The sequence below is a fragment of the Serratia sp. CY81684 genome (assembly GCF_052166595.1).
GTDB classification, from domain to species: Bacteria; Pseudomonadota; Gammaproteobacteria; order Enterobacterales; family Enterobacteriaceae; genus Serratia; species Serratia nematodiphila.
Genome location: NZ_JBJNOO010000001.1, coordinates 1,058,511 through 1,078,079, shown reverse-complemented (window position 1 = coordinate 1,078,079; position 19,569 = coordinate 1,058,511). Strand labels below are relative to the sequence as shown.

21 protein-coding genes are annotated in these 19,569 nt (G+C 58.6%); 7 read left to right on the top strand and 14 right to left on the bottom strand.

Annotated elements, in window-relative coordinates:
• Window positions 1–7: 7 nt before the first annotated feature.
• From holB to yceD, 12 genes are all read right to left on the bottom strand, one after another.
• The gene (holB, locus tag ACJ8QF_RS05340) at window positions 8–1,015 is read right to left on the bottom strand and encodes a DNA polymerase III subunit delta' (RefSeq protein ID WP_164095223.1); all 1,008 of its coding nucleotides are present in this window, start codon (window positions 1,013–1,015) and stop codon (window positions 8–10) included.
• Window positions 1,015–1,653, bottom strand: coding sequence for a dTMP kinase (tmk, locus tag ACJ8QF_RS05335; protein ID WP_004928744.1), 639 nt, complete (start codon window positions 1,651–1,653; stop codon window positions 1,015–1,017). Before tmk ends, holB begins: the two co-directional genes overlap by 1 nt.
• A complete protein-coding gene (mltG, locus tag ACJ8QF_RS05330; protein WP_049189145.1) occupies window positions 1,643–2,668 on the bottom strand; it encodes an endolytic transglycosylase MltG in 1,026 nt (341 codons plus the stop codon). The genes tmk and mltG overlap by 11 nt, the downstream gene beginning before the upstream one ends.
• Window positions 2,669–2,681: 13 nt before the next feature.
• Entirely contained in the window at window positions 2,682–3,479 is a 798-nt protein-coding gene (gene pabC, locus ACJ8QF_RS05325; RefSeq protein WP_325962008.1) for an aminodeoxychorismate lyase, read from the bottom strand.
• Between the two features lie 144 nt (window positions 3,480–3,623).
• The gene (gene fabF, locus ACJ8QF_RS05320) at window positions 3,624–4,865 is read right to left on the bottom strand and encodes a beta-ketoacyl-ACP synthase II (protein ID WP_004928734.1); all 1,242 of its coding nucleotides are present in this window, start codon (window positions 4,863–4,865) and stop codon (window positions 3,624–3,626) included.
• 82 nt (window positions 4,866–4,947) lie between these two features.
• A complete protein-coding gene (acpP, locus tag ACJ8QF_RS05315) occupies window positions 4,948–5,184 on the bottom strand; it encodes an acyl carrier protein (RefSeq protein WP_004719003.1) in 237 nt (78 codons plus the stop codon).
• A gap of 154 nt (window positions 5,185–5,338) precedes the next feature.
• Window positions 5,339–6,073 carry a 3-oxoacyl-ACP reductase FabG gene (gene fabG, locus ACJ8QF_RS05310; protein WP_004928729.1) on the bottom strand — a complete coding sequence of 245 codons (735 nt, stop codon included), beginning with the start codon at window positions 6,071–6,073 and terminating at the stop codon, window positions 5,339–5,341.
• Between the two features lie 11 nt (window positions 6,074–6,084).
• The gene (gene fabD / locus ACJ8QF_RS05305; RefSeq protein WP_004928725.1) at window positions 6,085–7,014 is read right to left on the bottom strand and encodes an ACP S-malonyltransferase; all 930 of its coding nucleotides are present in this window, start codon (window positions 7,012–7,014) and stop codon (window positions 6,085–6,087) included.
• A gap of 18 nt (window positions 7,015–7,032) precedes the next feature.
• Window positions 7,033–7,986 carry a beta-ketoacyl-ACP synthase III gene (locus ACJ8QF_RS05300; RefSeq protein WP_004928723.1) on the bottom strand — a complete coding sequence of 318 codons (954 nt, stop codon included), beginning with the start codon at window positions 7,984–7,986 and terminating at the stop codon, window positions 7,033–7,035.
• A 6-nt stretch (window positions 7,987–7,992) separates the two neighbouring features.
• Window positions 7,993–9,027, bottom strand: a complete 1,035-nt coding sequence (gene plsX / locus ACJ8QF_RS05295; protein ID WP_004928717.1) for a phosphate acyltransferase PlsX — start codon at window positions 9,025–9,027, stop codon at window positions 7,993–7,995.
• 11 nt (window positions 9,028–9,038) lie between these two features.
• Entirely contained in the window at window positions 9,039–9,206 is a 168-nt protein-coding gene (gene rpmF / locus ACJ8QF_RS05290; protein ID WP_004927778.1) for a 50S ribosomal protein L32, read from the bottom strand.
• 16 nt (window positions 9,207–9,222) lie between these two features.
• Window positions 9,223–9,744, bottom strand: a complete 522-nt coding sequence (gene yceD, locus ACJ8QF_RS05285) for a 23S rRNA accumulation protein YceD (RefSeq protein WP_004927780.1) — start codon at window positions 9,742–9,744, stop codon at window positions 9,223–9,225.
• Between the two features lie 141 nt (window positions 9,745–9,885).
• On the opposite strand from yceD, the gene ACJ8QF_RS05280 reads away from it, so the two are divergent.
• Entirely contained in the window at window positions 9,886–10,467 is a 582-nt protein-coding gene (locus ACJ8QF_RS05280) for a Maf family protein (RefSeq protein WP_004927784.1), read from the top strand.
• A gap of 6 nt (window positions 10,468–10,473) precedes the next feature.
• Here the strand turns inward: ACJ8QF_RS05280 and rluC are convergent, their stop codons facing one another.
• The gene (gene rluC, locus ACJ8QF_RS05275; RefSeq protein WP_004927787.1) at window positions 10,474–11,433 is read right to left on the bottom strand and encodes a 23S rRNA pseudouridine(955/2504/2580) synthase RluC; all 960 of its coding nucleotides are present in this window, start codon (window positions 11,431–11,433) and stop codon (window positions 10,474–10,476) included.
• A 552-nt stretch (window positions 11,434–11,985) separates the two neighbouring features.
• On the opposite strand from rluC, the gene rne reads away from it, so the two are divergent.
• A complete protein-coding gene (rne, locus tag ACJ8QF_RS05270; RefSeq protein WP_075201142.1) occupies window positions 11,986–15,318 on the top strand; it encodes a ribonuclease E in 3,333 nt (1,110 codons plus the stop codon).
• Between the two features lie 60 nt (window positions 15,319–15,378).
• Here rne and ACJ8QF_RS05265 read toward each other — a convergent pair whose 3' ends face one another.
• On the bottom strand, window positions 15,379–15,666 hold the full coding sequence (locus tag ACJ8QF_RS05265; protein WP_049189148.1) for a putative quinol monooxygenase: 288 nt from the start codon (window positions 15,664–15,666) through the stop codon (window positions 15,379–15,381).
• Window positions 15,667–15,879: 213 nt separating this feature from the next.
• Between ACJ8QF_RS05265 and pyrC the strand changes: the two genes are divergently transcribed.
• The 5 genes from pyrC to solA all read left to right on the top strand — a co-directional run bounded on the left by pyrC (window position 15,880) and on the right by solA (window position 19,361).
• Window positions 15,880–16,926 carry a dihydroorotase gene (pyrC, locus tag ACJ8QF_RS05260; protein ID WP_004927803.1) on the top strand — a complete coding sequence of 349 codons (1,047 nt, stop codon included), beginning with the start codon at window positions 15,880–15,882 and terminating at the stop codon, window positions 16,924–16,926.
• Window positions 16,927–17,001: 75 nt separating this feature from the next.
• A complete protein-coding gene (gene dinI / locus ACJ8QF_RS05255) occupies window positions 17,002–17,241 on the top strand; it encodes a DNA damage-inducible protein I (protein WP_015377444.1) in 240 nt (79 codons plus the stop codon).
• A gap of 130 nt (window positions 17,242–17,371) precedes the next feature.
• Window positions 17,372–17,650 (top strand): hypothetical protein, encoded by a 279-nt coding sequence (locus ACJ8QF_RS05250; RefSeq protein ID WP_004927809.1) that lies wholly within the window; start codon window positions 17,372–17,374, stop codon window positions 17,648–17,650.
• Window positions 17,651–17,851: 201 nt separating this feature from the next.
• Complete coding sequence (gene bssS, locus ACJ8QF_RS05245; protein WP_004927812.1) at window positions 17,852–18,106, top strand: biofilm formation regulator BssS; 255 nt, start codon at window positions 17,852–17,854, stop codon at window positions 18,104–18,106.
• 139 nt (window positions 18,107–18,245) lie between these two features.
• On the top strand, window positions 18,246–19,361 hold the full coding sequence (gene solA / locus ACJ8QF_RS05240; protein WP_049189149.1) for an N-methyl-L-tryptophan oxidase: 1,116 nt from the start codon (window positions 18,246–18,248) through the stop codon (window positions 19,359–19,361).
• Window positions 19,362–19,569 lie beyond the last annotated feature (208 nt).

Below are 19,569 nucleotides of genomic sequence, written 5' to 3'. Positions count from 1 at the left end.
TTTAACTTTACAGCGAGTGAGGGTGGGAATAGCCGGCGGCGCCAAGCATCTGTTCCCAGCGAAGTAACTGTTCGGTCAGCAGCAGCTCGCGGTTGACGCCCACCACGCTGAGCAACTGATGGCGGCAGCTCAGCCACTGTTGCACGATCTGTTGCAGCGAGGCGCTGCTCAACAGGCTGGCCAGCTGATGCACCAGCGGTTGCTGATCCTGATTCAATACATAGTGATGCGCGCCTTGCTGCCACTTCATGGCGTCCACCAGCAGCGCGCACAGCCAGTGCAGGCGCTCAGCGACGTCTTCATGGTTCAGCACCGGCAACATCGACAGCATATCGCGCTGCGGCAGCGCGGCGCTCAACGCGGCGCACAGCGCGCTGCGCTGCTGCCACTGCTGCGGCTGCAACAGCTGTTCGGCGGCCAGCGGCGCGCCGTCGTGCAGGCGCAGCGCCGTGAGGCGGTCCGTCTGAGAGCCGGCCGCCTGCCGGCTCAGCCACTGCAGGCTGAGTTGTTCATCCGGGCTGGCCAAATGCCAGTACAGGCAGCGGCTGCGCAGCGTCGCCATCAGCCGCGACGGCTCACGGCAACCCAGCAGGAAATAGGTTTTCTCCGGCGGCTCTTCCAGCGTTTTAAGCAGCGCGTTGGCCGCCGCCTCGGTCAGCTGTTCCGCCTGCGGCAGCCAAATCACCTTGGCGCCGCCCTGCTGCGCGTGGGCATACAGCGTTTCAATCACCTGGCGGATCGGTTCGATGCCCAGGCTGCTCTTGCCCTTTTCCGGCGCCAGCACGTGATAATCCGGGTGGTTGCCCGCCAGCATCAGCCGACAGCTGTGACACTCGCCGCAGCTTTTTTCGCCGTTGCGCTGCTGACAGATCAACCAACGGCTCAGGCCGTAGGCCAGCGCGTCGTCACCGTTGCCCGCCGCCGCGTGCAGCAGCAGCGCATGATGGCCGCGGCCCTCGGCGTACTGCCCAATCAGCTGGCGATAAGGGCCATTCAGCCACGGATACCAGTTCATTATGCGCCTTCCTGCTGCCGCAGCCAGTGGCCGACGCAGTCGCGGATCGCCGCCGTCACCTGCTCCAGCGGCTGGGCAGCGTCAACGGTGACGATGGTTTCATCCTGCGCCGCCAGCTCGAGATAGCGCGCGCGGGTGCGTTCGAAGAACGGCAGCGCCTCCTGTTCAATGCGATCCAGCTGGCCGCGCGCCTGTGCGCGTTGCAGGCCGACCAGCGGCGGCAGATCGAGATAAACCGTCAGGTCCGGGCGGAAATCGCCCAGTACGGTGTCGCGTAGCGAGGCCATCAGCTGTGGATCCACGCCACGGCCGCCGCCCTGGTAAGCCTGTGAAGAGAGATCGTGGCGATCGCCCACCACCCAGGCGCCGCGCGCCAGAGCCGGTTTAATCACGGTTTCCACCAGCTGCACGCGCGCGGCGTACAGCATCAATACTTCGGCCTTGATGGTCGGCAATTCGCCGTCGATGCCGCGCTTGAACAGATCGCGCAGTTTCTCCGCCAGCGGCGTGCCGCCGGGTTCACGGGTGAAGACGATATCGCTGACGCCGTGTTCACGCAGTACATTGACCACCGTATCGCGCGCGGTGGTTTTACCCGCGCCTTCCAGCCCTTCGATAACAACGAATTTACTTTTCATTCTTTTCCTTTAACGCCTGACGGTACACGCGCACCGCCTGGTTATGGCTCGCCAGATTGGTGGTGAAGGTATGCCCACCCTTGCCGTCGGCGACAAAATAGAGATAAGGCGTTTTGGCCGGATTGGCGGCCGCCTGCAGCGAGGCCTCACCCGGCATGGCGATCGGCGTTGGAGGCAGGCCGGCGATCACATAGGTGTTATAAGGCGTCGGCGTCTCCAGATCCTTGCGCGTGATGTTGCCATTATAGCTTTCGCCCATGCCGTAGATCACCGTCGGATCGGTCTGCAGACGCATGCCGATGCGCAAGCGGTTGACGAACACCGACGCCACCTTGCTGCGCTCTTCCGGGACCGCGGTCTCTTTCTCGACGATCGAAGCCATGGTCAGCAGCTCCTCCGGCGTTTTGTACGGCAGGCTGGTGTCGCGGCCGGCCCAGGCGGCCTGCAGCGCTTTGTTCATGCGCACGTGCGCGCGTTTGAGCAACGCGATGTCGCTCATGCCGGCGGTATACTGATAGGTATCCGGGTACAAATGCCCTTCCGGGGTTTCTCCCGCAGGAATGCCGAGCGTAGCGGCGATCTCCGCTTCGCTCTTGCCCGCCAGGGTGTGTTTCAGGTATTTGGACTGCTGCAACACCTGCTGCCAGTCACGCAGGCGTGAGCCTTCGATAAAGCGCGCGGTGAACTGCGCCTCTTTGCCGCTGGCCAACAGCTTCAGCATCTGGCGCACCGTCATGCCCGGCGTGAAACGGTAGGTACCGGCCTTGAACTCCGCCAGCTCCGGCTCCAGTTTCAGCAGCCACTGGAACCAGCGGCCGTTGCGCACCAGTTTATCGCGCACCAGCAACCCTTCGAGCGCTACCCGGCCGGTGCCGGCAGGCAGTTTGAAGATGGTCTCTTGCTGGATGGCAAGCGGCGTATCGGCAAAGCGTTCGATCTTCTGGTAGCCCCAAAACAGCAGCGCCAATGCCAGAACAACAATAACAGACAGGACCTTCAGCTTTCTTTTCTTCATCAATCAGCCATGGTTAACAGTGTGGACGCAAAAAATCATACAGCTGGCGCGAAGCATAACGCCATGATTGTGCAGCGTTTACCGGCAGCAACGGCATCAGTGCATTGCTCACCAGAACTTCGTCGGCATCGGCCAGCGTCTCCAGCGGTTCACTGACGCAGTGCAGACGGTATTCCGAGCCCGCCAGCAGCGCGATCACTCGCCGCCGCATCAGGCCCGCGACGCCTGCCTGGCTCAGATCCGGGGTAAATACCGCTTTTCCCTTACGCCAGAACAAATTAGCCGCACAGCATTCCACCAGCATACCGGCAGTGTCAAGCACCAGCGCCTCGTCGGCGCCCGTCTGGTCAAGATGCGCGCGGATCAGCACCTGCTCCAGGCGGTTCAAATGCTTCAACCCCGCCAGCAGCGGATTGCGCGCCAGCGCCACCGGGCTGAGCGCAAGCGTAATGCCCTGCTCGCGCCACTGCAAATAGTGCGCAGGGTAGCTGCTGCGGGCAACAATGCGCGTCGGGCTCTCGCACCCGGTCGGGCTGTAACCCCGCCCACCGCTGCCGCGCGTCAGTATCGCTTTGACCACGCCGAGCGGAATTGATTCGGCCGCCAGCGCCATCTCGCGCTCGAAAGCCGCCCAATCGGTGGCGGGCAGCATCAGCCTCTGCGCCGCTTGCTGCAGCCGCTCCAGATGCCAGGGCAAAAGCTCGATTTTACCGTCGATAACCCGGGCAGTCGTAAAACAGCCATCGCCGAACTGCAGGCCGCGATCGCTCGGCGCCAGCGCGTCGTGGCGTTGTCCGTTAATCCAGTACATGCTTCCTCCTGTTGCCGGGTTATTTCATTACGCTCGCAGAATAGCAGGCGGCGAGGCAATACGCAGCCCTGCTGACGGCCGGACGCCAGGCGTAAAAAAGCCCGGTTAAAAAACCGGGCTTTCATCAGCGTTCGACAGCGCGAGTTACACTCGGCGGAAGATCAGCGAGCCGTTGGTGCCGCCGAAGCCGAAGGAGTTACACAGGGTGTACTCCATATCGCTGACCTGGCGCGCTTCGTGAGGCACGAAGTCCAGATCGCAACCTTCATCCGGGTTATCCAGGTTGATGGTTGGCGGTACCGCCTGATCGCGCAGCGCCAGCACGGTGAAGATGGACTCGATCGCGCCCGCCGCGCCCAACAGGTGGCCGGTCATCGATTTGGTCGAGCTCACCAGCACGCGCTCTGCATCGGCGCCGAACACGGATTTCACCGCCTGCGCTTCCGCCTGGTCGCCCGCCGGCGTAGAGGTGCCGTGTGCGTTGATATAACCGATTTGTGACGGGGTCACACCGGCGTCAAGCAGGGCATTTTCCATCGCCAGCGCAGCGCCTGCGCCGTTTTCCGGTGGCGACGTCATGTGATAAGCATCGCTGCTCATCCCAAAACCAACCACTTCGGCGTAGATTTTCGCGCCGCGTTTTTTCGCATGTTCGTACTCTTCCAGCACCATCATGCCGGCGCCGTCGCCCAGCACGAAGCCGTCGCGGTCTTTATCCCACGGACGGCTCGCCGCCTGCGGATTGTCATTACGGGTGGACAGGGCGCGCGCTGCGCCAAAGCCGCCGACGCCCAATGGGGTGCTGGCTTTCTCTGCCCCACCGGCCAGCATCACGTCCGCATCATTGTAGGCAATGATACGCGCCGCATGGCCGATATTGTGCACACCTGAAGTACAGGCGGTGGCGATGGAAATGCTTGGGCCACGCATGCCGTACATGATTGTCAGGTGGCCTGCAATCATATTCACGATGGTGGATGGCACGAAGAACGGACTGATTTTCCGTGGGCCACCGTTAACCAGTGAACTGTGGTTTTCTTCAATCAAACCCAGGCCGCCGATGCCGGAACCGATCGCGGCTCCAATGCGGGTGGCGTTAGCCTCGGTGATGTCCAGACCTGCATCCTGCATGGCTTGCATGCCGGCAGCGATACCGTACTGGATAAAGGCGTCCATCTTGCGCGCATCTTTGCGAGAGATGAAATCCTCAGAATTAAAATTCTTTACCAGGCCAGCAAACTTGGTCGCATAGGCAGTGGTATCGAAATGGTCGATCAGGCTGATGCCACTCTGACCGGCAAGAAGAGCGTTCCACGTGGACTCTACCGTATTGCCGACAGGAGACAACATGCCCAGTCCGGTCACAACTACTCGACGCTTAGACACGTTTGTCCTCCAGGGAGGGAAAAATATGACACTAGGGATAGAAAAAACTTAGGCGGTCGAACGACCGCCTAGATATGTTCTCTTACTGCTGGCTAGCGTTGATGAAATCAATAGCTGCCTGAACAGTAGTGATCTTCTCAGCTTCTTCGTCTGGAATCTCGGTGTCGAATTCTTCTTCCAGTGCCATTACCAGCTCAACGGTGTCAAGAGAATCAGCGCCCAGATCTTCAACGAAAGAAGCGTTGTTCAAAACTTCTTCCTGTTTAACACCCAGTTGCTCAACAATGATTTTCTTAACGCGTTCTTCGATAGTGCTCATACTCTTAAATTTCCTATCAAAACTCGCTTTCGCGATGGTTTTCGTAGTGTATAAAATGCTGAAAAAGATGCAACTAAATCCCGGCTGGTCAAACCACGATTTTACGCTATTTTGCGGTTTTTGCCTCAAATAACGCAAATGGTTTTCACATTTTTTAAATCATGTACATGCCGCCATTGACATGTAACGTTTCACCGGTGATATAGCCGGCCTCATCAGAGGCCAAAAATGCAACAGCGCTGGCGATTTCTTTAGCATCGCCCAGCCGGTTGGCTGGAACTGATGACAAAATGCCTGCGCGTTGATCATCTGTCAACGCCCGTGTCATGTCCGTCTCAATAAAGCCAGGTGCCACGACGTTGACCGTAATGCCACGAGAAGCAACTTCACGTGCCAAAGATTTGCTAAAACCAATCAGACCGGCTTTAGCCGCCGCGTAGTTCGCCTGCCCTGCGTTCCCCATGGTACCGACAACGGAACCGATGGTGATGATACGGCCAAACCGCTTTTTCATCATAGCGCGCATTACCGCTTTTGACAGGCGGAATACGGAAGTCAGGTTGGTGTCGAGGATATCCTCCCACTCATCATCCTTCATACGCATCAGCAGGTTATCACGCGTGATGCCGGCATTATTCACTAAAATGTCGATTTCGCCAAATTCAGCGCGAATCGATGCCAGCACGCTGTCGATAGATTGCGCATCAACAACGTTCAACATAAACCCTTTGCCGTTTGCGCCCAGGTAGCCGCTGATCGCTTCAGCGCCGCTCTCGCTGGTCGCGGTGCCGATCACTTTGGCGCCGCGTGCTACAAACGTTTCTGCAATGGCTCGGCCAATACCGCGGCTCGCGCCGGTGACCAGAACGATTTTACCTTCGAAGCTCATCATTTTCCTCTTTATTGTTCAAGCGCCGCCGACAGGCTGGCGGTGTCGTTCACCGCCGCAGCCGTCAGGGTGTCAACAATACGTTTAGTCAGACCTGTCAGCACTTTGCCCGGCCCCACTTCCAGCAGCGACGTCACTCCCTGTGCTGCGATAAATTCTACGCTCTCGGTCCAACGCACCGGGCTGTAAAGCTGACGCACCAGCGCGCTGCGGATCGCTTCAGGATCGTTTTCGGTGCGTACGTCGACGTTGTTCACCACCGGCACCTGAGGCTCGTTGAAGGTGATGTCCTGCAGCGCCACGGCCAGCTTGTCGGCGGCCGGTTTCATCAGCGCGCAGTGCGAAGGCACGCTTACCGGCAGCGGCAGCGCACGTTTGGCGCCCGCCGCTTTACAGGCGGCGCCTGCACGTTCAACCGCTTCTTTATTGCCGGCGATAACCACCTGGCCCGGCGAGTTGAAGTTGACCGGAGAAACCACCTGTCCCTGCGCGGACTCTTCGCACGCCTTGGCGATCGCGTCGTTGTCAAGGCCGATGATGGCGTACATAGCGCCGGTGCCTTCCGGCACCGCTTCCTGCATCAGCTTGCCGCGCAGCTCGACCAGGCGGATCGCCGCCTTGAAGTCCAGCACGCCGGCGCAGACCAGCGCCGAGTACTCGCCCAGGCTGTGGCCCGCCATCAATGCAGGCGCTTTACCGCCCTGCTGCTGCCACACGCGGAAAATCGCCACGGAAGCCGCCAGCAGAGCCGGTTGGGTCTGCCAGGTCTTATTCAGCTCTTCCGCCGGGCCTTGCTGCACCAGCTGCCACAGATCGTAACCCAGCGCGGAAGAGGCCTCGCCGAAGGTTTCTTCGACGATCGGGAACTGTGCGGCCAACTCGGCCAGCATGCCAACGGTCTGCGACCCCTGGCCCGGGAAAACAAAAGCAAATTGCGTCATTTTTTCTTCCTGTCCAAATCAGAAACGAACCAGCGCCGAGCCCCAGGTAAAGCCGCCGCCGAAGGCTTCCAACAGCACCAGTTGACCACGCTGAATTCGCCCGTCGCGCACGGCTTCGTCCAGTGCGGAAGGCACCGAGGCGGCAGAGGTGTTGCCGTGACGATCGAGCGTCACCACCACTTTGTCCATCCCCATGCCCAGTTTTTTCGCCGTTGCGCTGATGATGCGCAGATTGGCCTGGTGCGGCACCAGCCAATCCAGCTCGCTGCGGTCCATGTTGTTGGCCTGCAGCGTCTCGTCGACGATGCGCGCCAGCTCGGTGACCGCAACCTTGAAGACTTCGTTGCCCGCCATGGTGACATAGGCCGGCTTGTCTTGATTCTGGCGATCCTTATATGGCAGCGTCAGCAGGTTGCCGTAGCTGCCGTCGGCATGCAGATGGGTAGACAGAATGCCCGGCTCTTCAGAAGCCCCCAGCACCACCGCCCCTGCGCCATCACCAAACAGGATGATGGTGCCGCGATCTTCAGGATCCAGCGTGCGTGACAACAGATCTGCGCCGATCACCAACGCATGTTTGACCGCGCCGTTTTTCACGTACTGATCGGCCACGCTGAGCGCGTAAGTAAAGCCGGCGCAGGCCGCAGCCAGATCGAACGCCGCGCAGTCTTTGATACCCAGCATGTCTTGCACCAGGCACGCCGCGCTCGGGAACGCGTGCGTATTCGTGGTGGTCGCCACCACGATCAGCCCGATGTCTTCTTTAGCCACACCTGCCATTTCCAGCGCTTTTTCAGCGGCCTGGAAGCTCATCGTCGCAACGGTTTCATCCGCGGCGGCGATGCGACGTTCGCGGATACCGGTACGCGTGACGATCCACTCGTCAGAGGTATCCACCATTTTTTCCAAATCAGCATTGGTGCGCACTTGTACGGGCAAATAACTCCCCGTACCGAGAATCTTTGTATACATGTACGATCAGTCACTCTTAGGTAATACAGCCTCAAGGCGCGCAGCAATCCTTTCCGGGACTTGCCGCTGCACCGCCTGCACAGCCTGTTCGATTGCGACTGCAAACGCGTGAGGGTTCGCAGCGCCGTGGCTCTTGACTACGGTGCTGCGCAATCCTAACAGACATGCGCCATTATACTGGTCGGGGTTCAGGTGGCCGAACCGCTTAACCACCCGTTTTTGCAACCAACGGCCCAACAATTTCAGCCACCACGCTCGCTTGTTTCCGTCGCCGGACGATTTCAGCAGCGATAAGAACACCCTGACCACCCCTTCCATGGTTTTCAGGGTGACGTTGCCCACGAAGCCATCACAAACCAACACGTCGGTCTTGCCGGTGAGCAGTTCGTTTCCTTCCAGGTAACCAATATAGTTGATTGCCGGAGTATTTTTTAGCACAGCGGCCGCTTCGCGGATATTATCCAGGCCTTTGGTCTCTTCTTCGCCAATATTCAGCAGCGCCACCCGCGGTTGCGCAATGCCGATCACCTCTTCCGCCATCACCGCGCCCATCACGGCAAACTGCACCAGCATGGTGCTGTCGCACTCAACGTTGGCGCCCAGATCCAGCACCACGGTTTTGCTGCGTTGCTGGTTCGGGATCGCCGTCATCAGCGCCGGGCGCTCGATGCCTTCCAGCGGCTTGACCAACAGCTTCGCCAATCCCATCAGCGCACCGGTATTGCCGGCGCTGACGCACCCCTGCGCGTTGCCGCTGCTGAGCTGTTCGAGCGCAATGCGCATCGACGTACCGCGGCTGGCGCGTATCGCTTGTGAAGGTTTGGCGTCGCCGGCGATCACGGACTCGGCGGGCACGACTTGCAGACGCTCCAGAAGAACCGGATCGGCGTGGGCAAGCAAGGGAGAGATGACGTCGGGATTGCCGACCAGCAGGAGATGAAGCTGTAAATTAGAGGCCAGTGCCTGCAACGAAGCAGGCACTGTGACGCAGGGACCGAAGTCCCCGCCCATTGCATCTAACGCCAGGGTTAGACGAGTCAAGGTATCGCTACTTAGCCGATAACCTTGCGACCGCGGTAGAAACCGTCGGCAGTGATGTGGTGACGACGGTGAGTTTCACCGGATACTTTGTCTACAGACAGAGTAGTCGTGGTCAGAGCATCGTGAGAACGACGCATGCCACGCTTGGAACGGGTTGGTTTATTCTGTTGTACGGCCATGGACCTTACTCCTCAATTACTTACGCTTTAAACTGGCTAATACGGCAAACGGATTCGGTTTCTCCGCCTCAGGAGGCAGTTGGCCAAATACCATGTCCGCTTCGGACACTTCACAGTGTTCAGATTCATGTACCGGAACGACAGGCAGTGAAAGAATAATTTCGTCTTCAATCATTGCCAACAGATCGACTTCGCCAAACTCGTCAACTTCGATCGGTTCGTACGCTTCCGGTAATGCCTCAGCCTGCTCATCATTGACGACCGGGCTAAAACAATATGTTGTGTGAACCTGATGTTCGAACGGGACTCCACAGCGTTGGCACATCAACGTTACCGTGACGTCCGCATGCCCTGTTATCACCGCGAGGCGTTGATTGTCGATATTGAACGACAACGACACTTCGACATCACTGTCCACACTGACCACGGAGTCGGCAACACGAGTAACCTGCTCAGGCGCATAGACACCAGCATAGTCCAGGCGTTTCTGAGCGGTACGTACCGCATCAATGGTCAAGGGTAATTTTACCTTTTGCATAGGGCGCGCATATTAACTTTGTAACGACATAGAGTCAAAGAAAAAGGCCGTAAAACGGCTCCTTTCACCAATATTCGCTTCCACAGCGGCCGACAGTTTAAAATGCCGTACCCATTTACGCTACGGTTTGCGAAAAAAATTATGCAGAGATTGCTTTTAGCCTCCACCTCCCCCTATCGAAAAATGCTGCTGGAGAAGCTGCAGCTGCCGTTCGACTGCGCCGCGCCGGAGGTGGATGAAACCCCCTTGCCCGGCGAAAGCGCCGAAGCGCTGGTGCTGCGCCTGGCGGCGGCGAAGGCTCAGGCGTTGGCCCTCGCCTATCCCGAGCATCTGATCATCGGCTCCGATCAGGTCTGCGTGATCGATGGCAACATCACCGGCAAGCCCCATACCGAGGAAAACGCCCGCGCGCAGCTGCGGCAGGCCAGCGGCCAGGCCGTGACTTTCTATACCGGCCTGGCGCTGTACAACGGCCGCAGCAAGCAGCTGCAAGCCTTGTGCGAGCCGTTTCACGTGCATTTTCGCGCGCTAAGCGAAGCGGAGATAGCCGCCTATGTGCGTCTGGAGCAACCGCTGAACTGCGCAGGCAGTTTCAAGAGCGAGGGATTGGGGATCGCGCTGTTCGACAGGCTGGAAGGCCGGGATCCGAACGCCCTGATCGGCCTGCCGTTGATCGCGCTGTTGGACATGTTGCGGGCTGAAGGCATCAACCCGCTGGTGTGACGCAGATTACTTGGCCGCCTGCCGGCGCAGCACCTGCAGGCAGTGACGCAGTTCTTCGTCCATCGGCGCTTCGATGCGCATCGTTTCACCGGTGGCCGGATGCTCAAAGCGCAGCGCCGCAGCGTGCAGGAACAGCCGCTTCAGGCCGGTGCCCGCCAGTTGACGATCGAACTCGCGGTCGCCATAACGATCGTCAAAGGCGATCGGGTGCCCGGCATGCAGAGTGTGCACGCGGATCTGGTGAGTACGCCCGGTGATCGGGCTGGCCTTCACCAGGGTGGCGAATTCGTAACGCTCTTCTACCTTGAAGCGGGTTTCCGAAGGCTTGCCTTCGCTGTTGACGCGCACGATACGTTCGCCGCTTTGCAGAATATTTTTCAGCAGCGGCGCCTGTACGGCCTTGCAGTGCGATTGCCACTGGCCGCGCACCAGCGCCAGATAATCCTTCTGCATGCCCTTCAGCCGCAGTTGCTCATGCAGCGAACGCAGCGCGGAACGCTTCTTGGCCACCAACAGCACGCCGGAGGTATCGCGATCCAAACGGTGCACCAGCTCGAGGAAGCGGGCTTCCGGGCGCAGCGCCCGCAGCCCTTCAATCACGCCGAAGCTCAGGCCGCTGCCGCCGTGCACCGCGGTGCCGGAAGGCTTGTTGAGGATCAGCAGGTGGTCATCTTCATACAGAATGCAGTCGGCCAGCGCCGCCACCTTATCCAGCTTGGCCGACACCGGCGCCTCTTCGCGCTCGGCCACGCGCACCGGCGGCACGCGCACCACGTCGCCGGCCGCCAATTTGTATTCGACCTTGATGCGCCCTTTATTAACCCGCACCTCACCTTTGCGCACGATGCGATAAATCATGCTCTTCGGCACGCCTTTCAGGCGAGCGAGCAGAAAGTTGTCGATTCTCTGACCGGCTTCGTCGTCGGAAATCGTGATGAATTGTACTGCTGGATTGTTCGTTTTCATGGTGCGGGATTCTAAATAGAGCGCGTGAATAGCGCCACATCTTTTTCTGTGCTTAACTGTCTCTCTGACGGCGGGCGAAACCCCAGCGGACAATAAGGCAGCAAGCCGATTTGAACGTTTGCGATTTCTTCCGCAGTTAAGGAAAAGTCACCTTGCTATAACGGCATCAGCAGTGGAATAATGCAGTCACTTTCCGCGTTGATTCTCGTTAAACAGGGAAAACGGTGGAATTATAAAATTTGTCTGATCGCGCAAAAACGCAGCAATGGCGTAAGACGTAATGCGAAATCAAACAATTAGCGGGCTGCGGGTTGCAGCTTGGCCGGCAAATGGAATCAGATCTGTCGACGTAAATCAGAGGCTATTCCCCTAGTAAAAGTGCTGTCTTTCACAAAGAAAAGCAGGCTTACCGAGATAATGCGCCCCTATGCAGGCGACAACCGTGAGGTTGACGACTTTGCGAGAAGACACGGGGCTTTCGGTTTAACTCCGGCCATGAGGTTATTTTGCCCGCAGCTTTGTCGATAATGTAAAAATAACGAGTAAGTTAAGATGAAAAGAATGTTGATTAACGCAACTCAGCAGGAAGAGTTGCGTGTTGCCCTCGTAGATGGACAGCGGCTGTATGATTTGGATATCGAAAGTCCGGGTCATGAGCAGAAAAAAGCGAATATTTACAAAGGCAAAATCACCCGCATTGAACCAAGTCTTGAAGCAGCGTTCGTGGATTACGGCGCAGAACGACATGGTTTCCTCCCCCTTAAAGAAATCGCCCGCGAATACTTCCCTAGCAATTACTCTTCCCATGGTCGCCCGAACATCAAAGATGTGCTGCGCGAAGGCCAGGAAGTCATTGTTCAGGTAGACAAAGAAGAACGTGGCAACAAAGGCGCCGCCTTGACCACCTTCATCAGCCTGGCGGGCAGCTATCTGGTGTTGATGCCGAACAACCCGCGCGCCGGCGGTATTTCTCGCCGCATTGAGGGTGACGATCGCACCGAGCTGAAAGAAGCGCTCTCTTCGCTGCAGCTGCCGGACGGCATGGGTCTGATCGTTCGCACCGCGGGCGTAGGCAAATCTGCCGACGCGCTGCAGTGGGATCTGTCCTTCCGTCTGAAGCACTGGGAAGCGATTAAAAAAGCCGCCGAAGGCCGCCCTGCGCCGTTCCTGATCCACCAGGAAAGCAACGTTATCGTGCGCGCCTTCCGCGACTACCTGCGCCCGGACATCGGCGAAATCCTGATCGACAACCCGAAAATTCTCGATCTGGCCAAAGAGCACATCGCTGCGCTGGGTCGCCCGGATTTCAGCAGCAAAATCAAACTGTACAGCGGTGAAATTCCCCTGTTCAGCCACTACCAGATCGAATCGCAGATCGAATCCGCCTTCCAGCGCGAAGTGCGCCTGCCGTCCGGCGGCTCGATCGTCATCGACAGCACCGAAGCGCTGACCGCCATCGACATCAACTCCGCGCGCGCAACCCGCGGCGGCGACATCGAAGAAACGGCGTTCAACACCAACCTGGAAGCGGCGGACGAGATCGCTCGCCAGCTGCGCCTGCGCGACCTCGGCGGCCTGATCGTCATCGACTTCATCGACATGACGCCGGTACGCCACCAGCGCGAAGTGGAAAACCGCCTGCGTGACGCCGTGCGCCAAGACCGCGCGCGCATCCAAATCGGCCGCATCTCCCGCTTCGGCCTGCTGGAAATGTCGCGTCAGCGCCTCAGCCCGTCGCTGGGCGAGTCCAGCCACCACGTGTGCCCACGCTGTAACGGCACCGGCACCATTCGCGACAACGAATCGCTGGCGCTGTCCATTCTGCGCCTGATCGAAGAAGAAGCGCTGAAGGAAAACACCAAAGAAGTTCACGCTATCGTGCCGGTTCAGGTCGCTTCGTACCTGCTGAACGAAAAGCGCGAATCCGTCAGCGCGATCGAAAAACGCCAGGGCGGCGTGAAAGCCGTCATCGTGCCGAACGATCAGATGCAAACTCCACACTACTCTGTGCTGCGCGTGCGCAAGGGCGAAGAGACTTCCACCCTCAGCTACCTGCTGCCGAAGCTGCACGAAGAAGACATGGAGCGCCCGCTGGAAGATGCGCCGATGGAACGCAAGCGTCCGGAGCAACCGGCCCTGGCCTCCTTCTCGCTGTCCGCCGATGCGCCGCCGCCGGCTGAAGAGCCTGTCGCCGTGGCCAAACCTGTCGCAGCAGCCGCCAAGGCGAAAGCCGCAGCGCCGGTCGCCGCCAAGCCGGGCTTCCTGGGCCGCCTGTTCGGTGGTCTGAAGAGCCTGTTCGCCGGTGAAGAACAACCTGCCGTCGAAGAAGCCAAACCGGCCGAAACGCCGAAAGCGGAAGGCAACGGTGAAAACCGTCGTCAGGATCGTCGCGGTCAGCGCCGCCAAGGCACCGGCCGTAAAGAGCGCGGTGAGCGTGGCGATCGTCCGGAACGCGGCGAGCGTAAAGAGCGCGGTGAAGGCCGTGACAATCGCGAGCGCGACAACCGTGAACCGCGTGAAAACCGTGAAGGCCGTGAATCGCGTGAATCCCGCGATGAGCAGCGCCGTAACCGCCGCAACCAGCAGCAGAACGCGCCGGTAGCGGAGGAAACCGCAACGGAAGAAAGCGCTAAAGCGCCGCGCGAAGATCAGCAGCAACGCCGTGAGCAGCGCGCTGAACGCCAGCGTCGCCGTCAGGAAGAGAAACGTCAGGCTCAGCAGGAAGTGAAAGCGCTGGAAAGCGTTGAAGCGGTCGAGAGCACCGACGAAGAGCAGGAAGAACGTCAGCAGCAGAACATGCAGCGCCGTCAGCGCCGCACGCTGACGCAGAAAGTGCGTATCCTGTCTGCCGAAGAAGAGCTGCAGCGTGCAGCGGAAGAGCTGTTGGCGCCGAAAGCGCCGGTAGCGAAAGCCGAAGACGTGCAGCCGACCGCCGACGACAGCGTCAAGCTGCTGCCGGAAACCGTTGCCGCACAGCCGGAAGACGATGCCCAGGGTGAAAACCGCGGCAACGGCGAAGGCATGCCGCGCCGTTCCCGTCGTTCACCGCGTCACCTGCGCGTCAGCGGCCAGCGCCGCCGTCGTTACCGCGATGAGCGTTACCCGCTGCAATCTCCAATGCCGCTGGCGGGTGCCTTCGCTTCGCCGGAAATGGCATCGGGCAAAGTCTGGGTAAGCTACCCGGTCGCTCAGGTTGAAGAAGCCGAAGTGCAGACCGAAGCCGTAGAGCAGGCACCGGTTGTCGCCGCAGCGGTTGAACAACACAACGTTGCCGTGGAAGAAACCCAGGCCGCGGCCAGCGTCAACGAACCGGCACCAGAAGCCGCCGTTGAAACTGCCGCCGTCACCGTCACGGAAGAAGCTGCAGCCGTAGCGCCTGTCGTTGCTATCCCGGCCGAGGAAACCCCGGCGCCGGCGGAAGCCGCGGTTGAAGAGCCGAAAGTGGAAGAGACTGCCCCGGCAGTGGAAGCCGAGCCGGTAGTTGAAACCGTTGCTGCAGAGCCTGTGGTTGAAGCTAAATCGGTGGAGGACGAGCCTGTGGTCGAAACTGCGCCGGTAGAAGCCACGCCAGAGGAAGAAACGCCAGTGGTAGAAGCTGCACCTGCGGCGGCAGCCGTGGAAGCCGCTCCGGTGGAAACAGCCCCTGCGCCAGTGGTTGCTCAGCAGCCGGCGCCGGTGAAAGCCGTGCAGAACGTGCTGTACAAACACATCGCCACTGCGCCGATGACCAAAGCGCCGGCACCAGCCTATGTGCCGGAAGAACGCAAGCACAGCGACTGGCAGCGCCCTTCCTTCAACTTTGAAGGCAAAGGCTCCGCAGGCGGCCATTCGGCGGTGAGCCAGGCGACCGCGCCGGCCACCAAACCGCAGCCGGTTAACGAATAAGTTAATCTGCAACCCTAAAAAAACCCGCCACCGGCGGGTTTTTTCTTGCCTGTAAAATACTCAGGCGATCTTCTTCAGTTTTTTGATGTCCAGAACATCCAACTTGCCGTCAAGCCGGCTGACGAACTGCTGAAAATGCGCCGTCTCATTATGCTTATCCAGCGCTTCGCTGCTGGCCCAACGCTCAAAGAACACGAAAACACCCGGCTTTTCCAGATCGCGATGCAAGTCATATTGCAGGTTGCCCAACTCCTGGCGGCTCGGCTCGATAATGTCGTGCACCGCTTCGCTGACGGCGGTTTCAAATCCCGCTTTCGCTTGCAGGGTGGCGATAACGCGTACTTCCATTGCTTTCTCCCTTTCCACTTGATGAAGGTCGACGGTATTGGCGTCGGCATCGTTGAAATCCCGGTTACTATGCGCCCGCCGCGCTATTGATTTCAACTTGTCGCCAACAAACAGATGCATCTGCGGCACTTTCCGCTTATCCTTACACCCCGGCGTGAATAAACCCATTATTCGCTTTTCATTAGACGTATTTGACCGCCGGAGCCTAGCTAGATGACCGCACAACCTCAAGTTCTGAAAATCCGCCGCCCAGACGACTGGCATATCCACCTGCGTGACGATGAAATGCTGAAAACGGTGGTGCCCTATACCAGTCAGGTATTTGGCCGGGCGATCGTGATGCCGAACCTGGTTCCGCCCGTAACGACCGTGGCCGCCGCGCGCGCCTACCGCGATCGCATTCTGGCGGCGGTCCCGCAGGGGCACAACTTCACTCCGCTGATGACCTGCTACCTGACCAACTCCCTGGCGGCCAGTGAACTGGTCAACGGCTTCGAGCAAGGGGTGTTTACTGCCGCCAAGCTGTATCCGGCCAACGCCACCACCAACTCCAGCCACGGCGTCAGCGACGTGACCGGTATTTACCCGCTGTTCGAACAGATGCAAAAAATCGGCATGCCTTTGCTGATCCACGGCGAAGTGACCGATCCCGCCGTCGATATCTTCGACCGCGAGGCGCGCTTTATCGAACAGGTGATGGAACCGATTCGCCAGCATTTCCCTGAGCTGAAGATCGTCTTCGAGCACATCACCACCAAGGAAGCGGCGCAATATGTGCAGGCAGGCAATCGTTTCCTCGGCGCCACCATCACGCCGCAGCACCTGATGTTCAATCGCAACCACATGCTGGTCGGTGGCATTCGCCCTCACCTGTTCTGCTTGCCGATCCTCAAGCGCAATGTCCACCAGGAGGCGCTGCGTCAGGCGGTGGCCAGCGGCTCGGACCGCTTCTTCCTTGGCACCGACTCCGCGCCGCACCTCAAGCACCGTAAAGAGTCCAGCTGTGGCTGCGCCGGTTGCTTCAACGCGCCGAATGCCATCCCGGCTTACGCCGCCGTGTTCGAACAACTCGGCGCGTTGGAACACTTTGAAGCCTTCTGTTCGCTCAACGGCCCGCGCTTCTATGGCCTGCCGCTCAACGAAGACTTCATCGAACTGCAGCGCGTGCCAACCACCCAGCCGGAAGAGATCGCCCTCGGCAATGAATCCGTGATCCCCTTCCTGGCGGGTGAAACCCTGAACTGGTCGCTGAAAGACTGATATTTTTGCTTCGCCCTCTTGCCCCCGTACTCGGTTAACTGTATAAATAAACAGTAAATCGCTTCGGGGGCAATTATGCGTGTTGAAGTCACTATAGATAAAACCCGGCCGCTGCCGGCGGGCGCCATTGAGGCGCTGACCGGTGAACTGGGCAAGCGGGTCAACCGCCAGTTTCCAGACGCCGTCGTGCACGTACGTTATGCCGGCGCCAACGGGCTCTCCGTGCTGGGGGGCGCCAAAACCGACCGGGATCTGATCGAGGAAATCCTTCAGGAAACCTGGGAAAGCGCAGACGAATGGTTTAGCGCAGAATAACACTGCAATGCTGTTTTTGCCGGGGGTCGCTCTCCGGCTTTTTTGTTTCTGGCGCCCTGCCCATTCATCGCTTACCCTTACTCTGGAACAAAATCCGCCTCAGCGCTGTATTTAACGCAAAGGAGTTAGCATGGCCCCGGACAAGGTGAAATCCGAAGACGCAATGACGTTTGGCGAACTGCTGGCGCTGATAGCCGATCAGAAAAGGCGCTTGAACGTACTGGAAGTGGCTTTTTCTTATCTGGCCTTCAGCCTGGATGACAAAGCCAACCAACGGCTGATCCACAGCCTGAAGCTGGAATCGCACAGCCAGAATCGCGATGCCGAAACGCAAAAGCATTTCGCCCATTTGGCCGAAGAGCTGGAAAAATGTCTGCATGGCGCATCGCCGCCTGCCGACGCGGAATAACGCCCTGCGCTCTGCTCATCCACTGCTGCACATACAAATTTGTAGAATAATTGTTCAAATAAATATTTATTTTGCAAATTTCGGTGACAACCCTCTCCACCGATGAAAGCGGATGCGTATACTGTAATTGCTCTCATGATGATGAGCCGCATTGATCCTCGTTAGTCACTCACGGTAGTTACTACTCAATAAGGGGTCTTTATGGACAGAAATGATGAAGTAATTCAGACGCACCCGCTTGTCGGTTGGGATATCAGTACTGTCGACGTTTACGACGCCATGATGATACGCCTTCATTACCTGTCTTCACTAGACCAAACGCCCGAAGAAGCCCAAGTAGACCGAACGCTTTGGCTGACTACAGATGTCGCCCGTCAATTAATCAATATTTTAGAGGCCGGCATCGCCAAGATTGAAGCTACGGATTACCAGGATCTTGATCGCAGAAAACATTGATTCATCGTCCCCTAACCCTAAGGCGCCGTGACCGTTCCCGGCGCCTTTTTCTTTGCCTTTCACCGTTCAATCAGTGCATTGCGCTCGCCAACCTTTTATCATGGGGCGATAAGCAATTGCTATCAGAGAGGGTGGGCACGTGGAATATGATTTGATCGTGGTGGGCAGCGGTTCAGTCGGCGCGGCGGCAGGGTATTACGCTACCCGGGCCGGCTTGAAAGCGCTGATGATCGACAGCGCCATTCCTCCACATCGCAACGGCAGCCATCACGGCGATACCCGCATCATTCGTCACGCTTACGGCGAAGGTGAAAAGTACGTGCCGCTGGTGCTGCGCGCACAGGCGCTGTGGAATGCGCTGATTCAGCAATCCGGTGAAGAACTGTTCCAGTCGTGCGGCGTACTCAACCTGGGGCCGCAGCACTCCGAATTCATTCGCAATGCTCAGCAGAGCGCGCAAAAGTTTCGCCTGAACGCGCAAACCCTCAGCGCCGAACAGATCGCTCAACGCTGGCCGGAATTCCGCGCGCCGGAAGGTTACGTCGGCGTCTTCGAGCCAGACGCCGGCTTCCTGCGCTCCGAACTGGCGGTTGCCAGCCTGATCAAACTGGCGAAAGAGGCCGGCTGCAGCCAGCTGTTCAACTGCCCGGTCAGCGCGGTGAACCCCATTGATGGCGGCGTTGAGATCGTCACCGGCGAAGGGCGTTTCACGGCGCAAAAAGCGGTGGTCACCGCAGGCACCTGGGTTAAAGCGCTGTTGCCGCAGCTGCCTATCGCGCCATTGCGCAAGGTATTCTCCTGGCATCAGGCGGACGGCCGCTACAGCGTGAACAATCGTTTCCCGGCCTTTACCGTCGAAGCGCAGGACGGCACGCACTATTACGGCTTCCCGGCGGATAACGATGGCCTGAAAGTGGGCAAACACGACGGCGGCCAGCCGATGGATGCCCCCGAACAGCGCAAACCCTTCGGCAGCTACGCCAGCGACGGCACGGAAGTTTTCTCCTTCCTGCGGCAATTTTTGCCGGGTGTAGGCGTATGTTTACACGGCGAAGCCTGCAGTTATGATATGAGCCCCGACGAAGATTTTATTATCGATACCCTGCCGGATTGCGATCGCCTGATGGTCATCAGCGGATTGAGCGGCCACGGCTTCAAGTTCGCCAGCGCACTGGGCGAGATCGCCGCGCTGTTCGCGCAGGACAAAGCGCCGCCGGTTGACCTCTCCAGCTTTGGTCTGAAGCGATTCAGCTAAGCGAAGGATTTCGCTGTCCACGTTCCCGTCGCGCCCTGGACAGCGAAATCTGCCGGTTACAATTTATTAACCTGCTAACTCTTTTAAATACCAAGTAAAAACTCTGATGACGGAAATTTCTTGCATTCAGCATTTGAATTTCCGAATTGAACACTTGCAGTGTAAGTCCTATTTTACAGAAGATATGCTCCATCGGCTTTCAACAAGG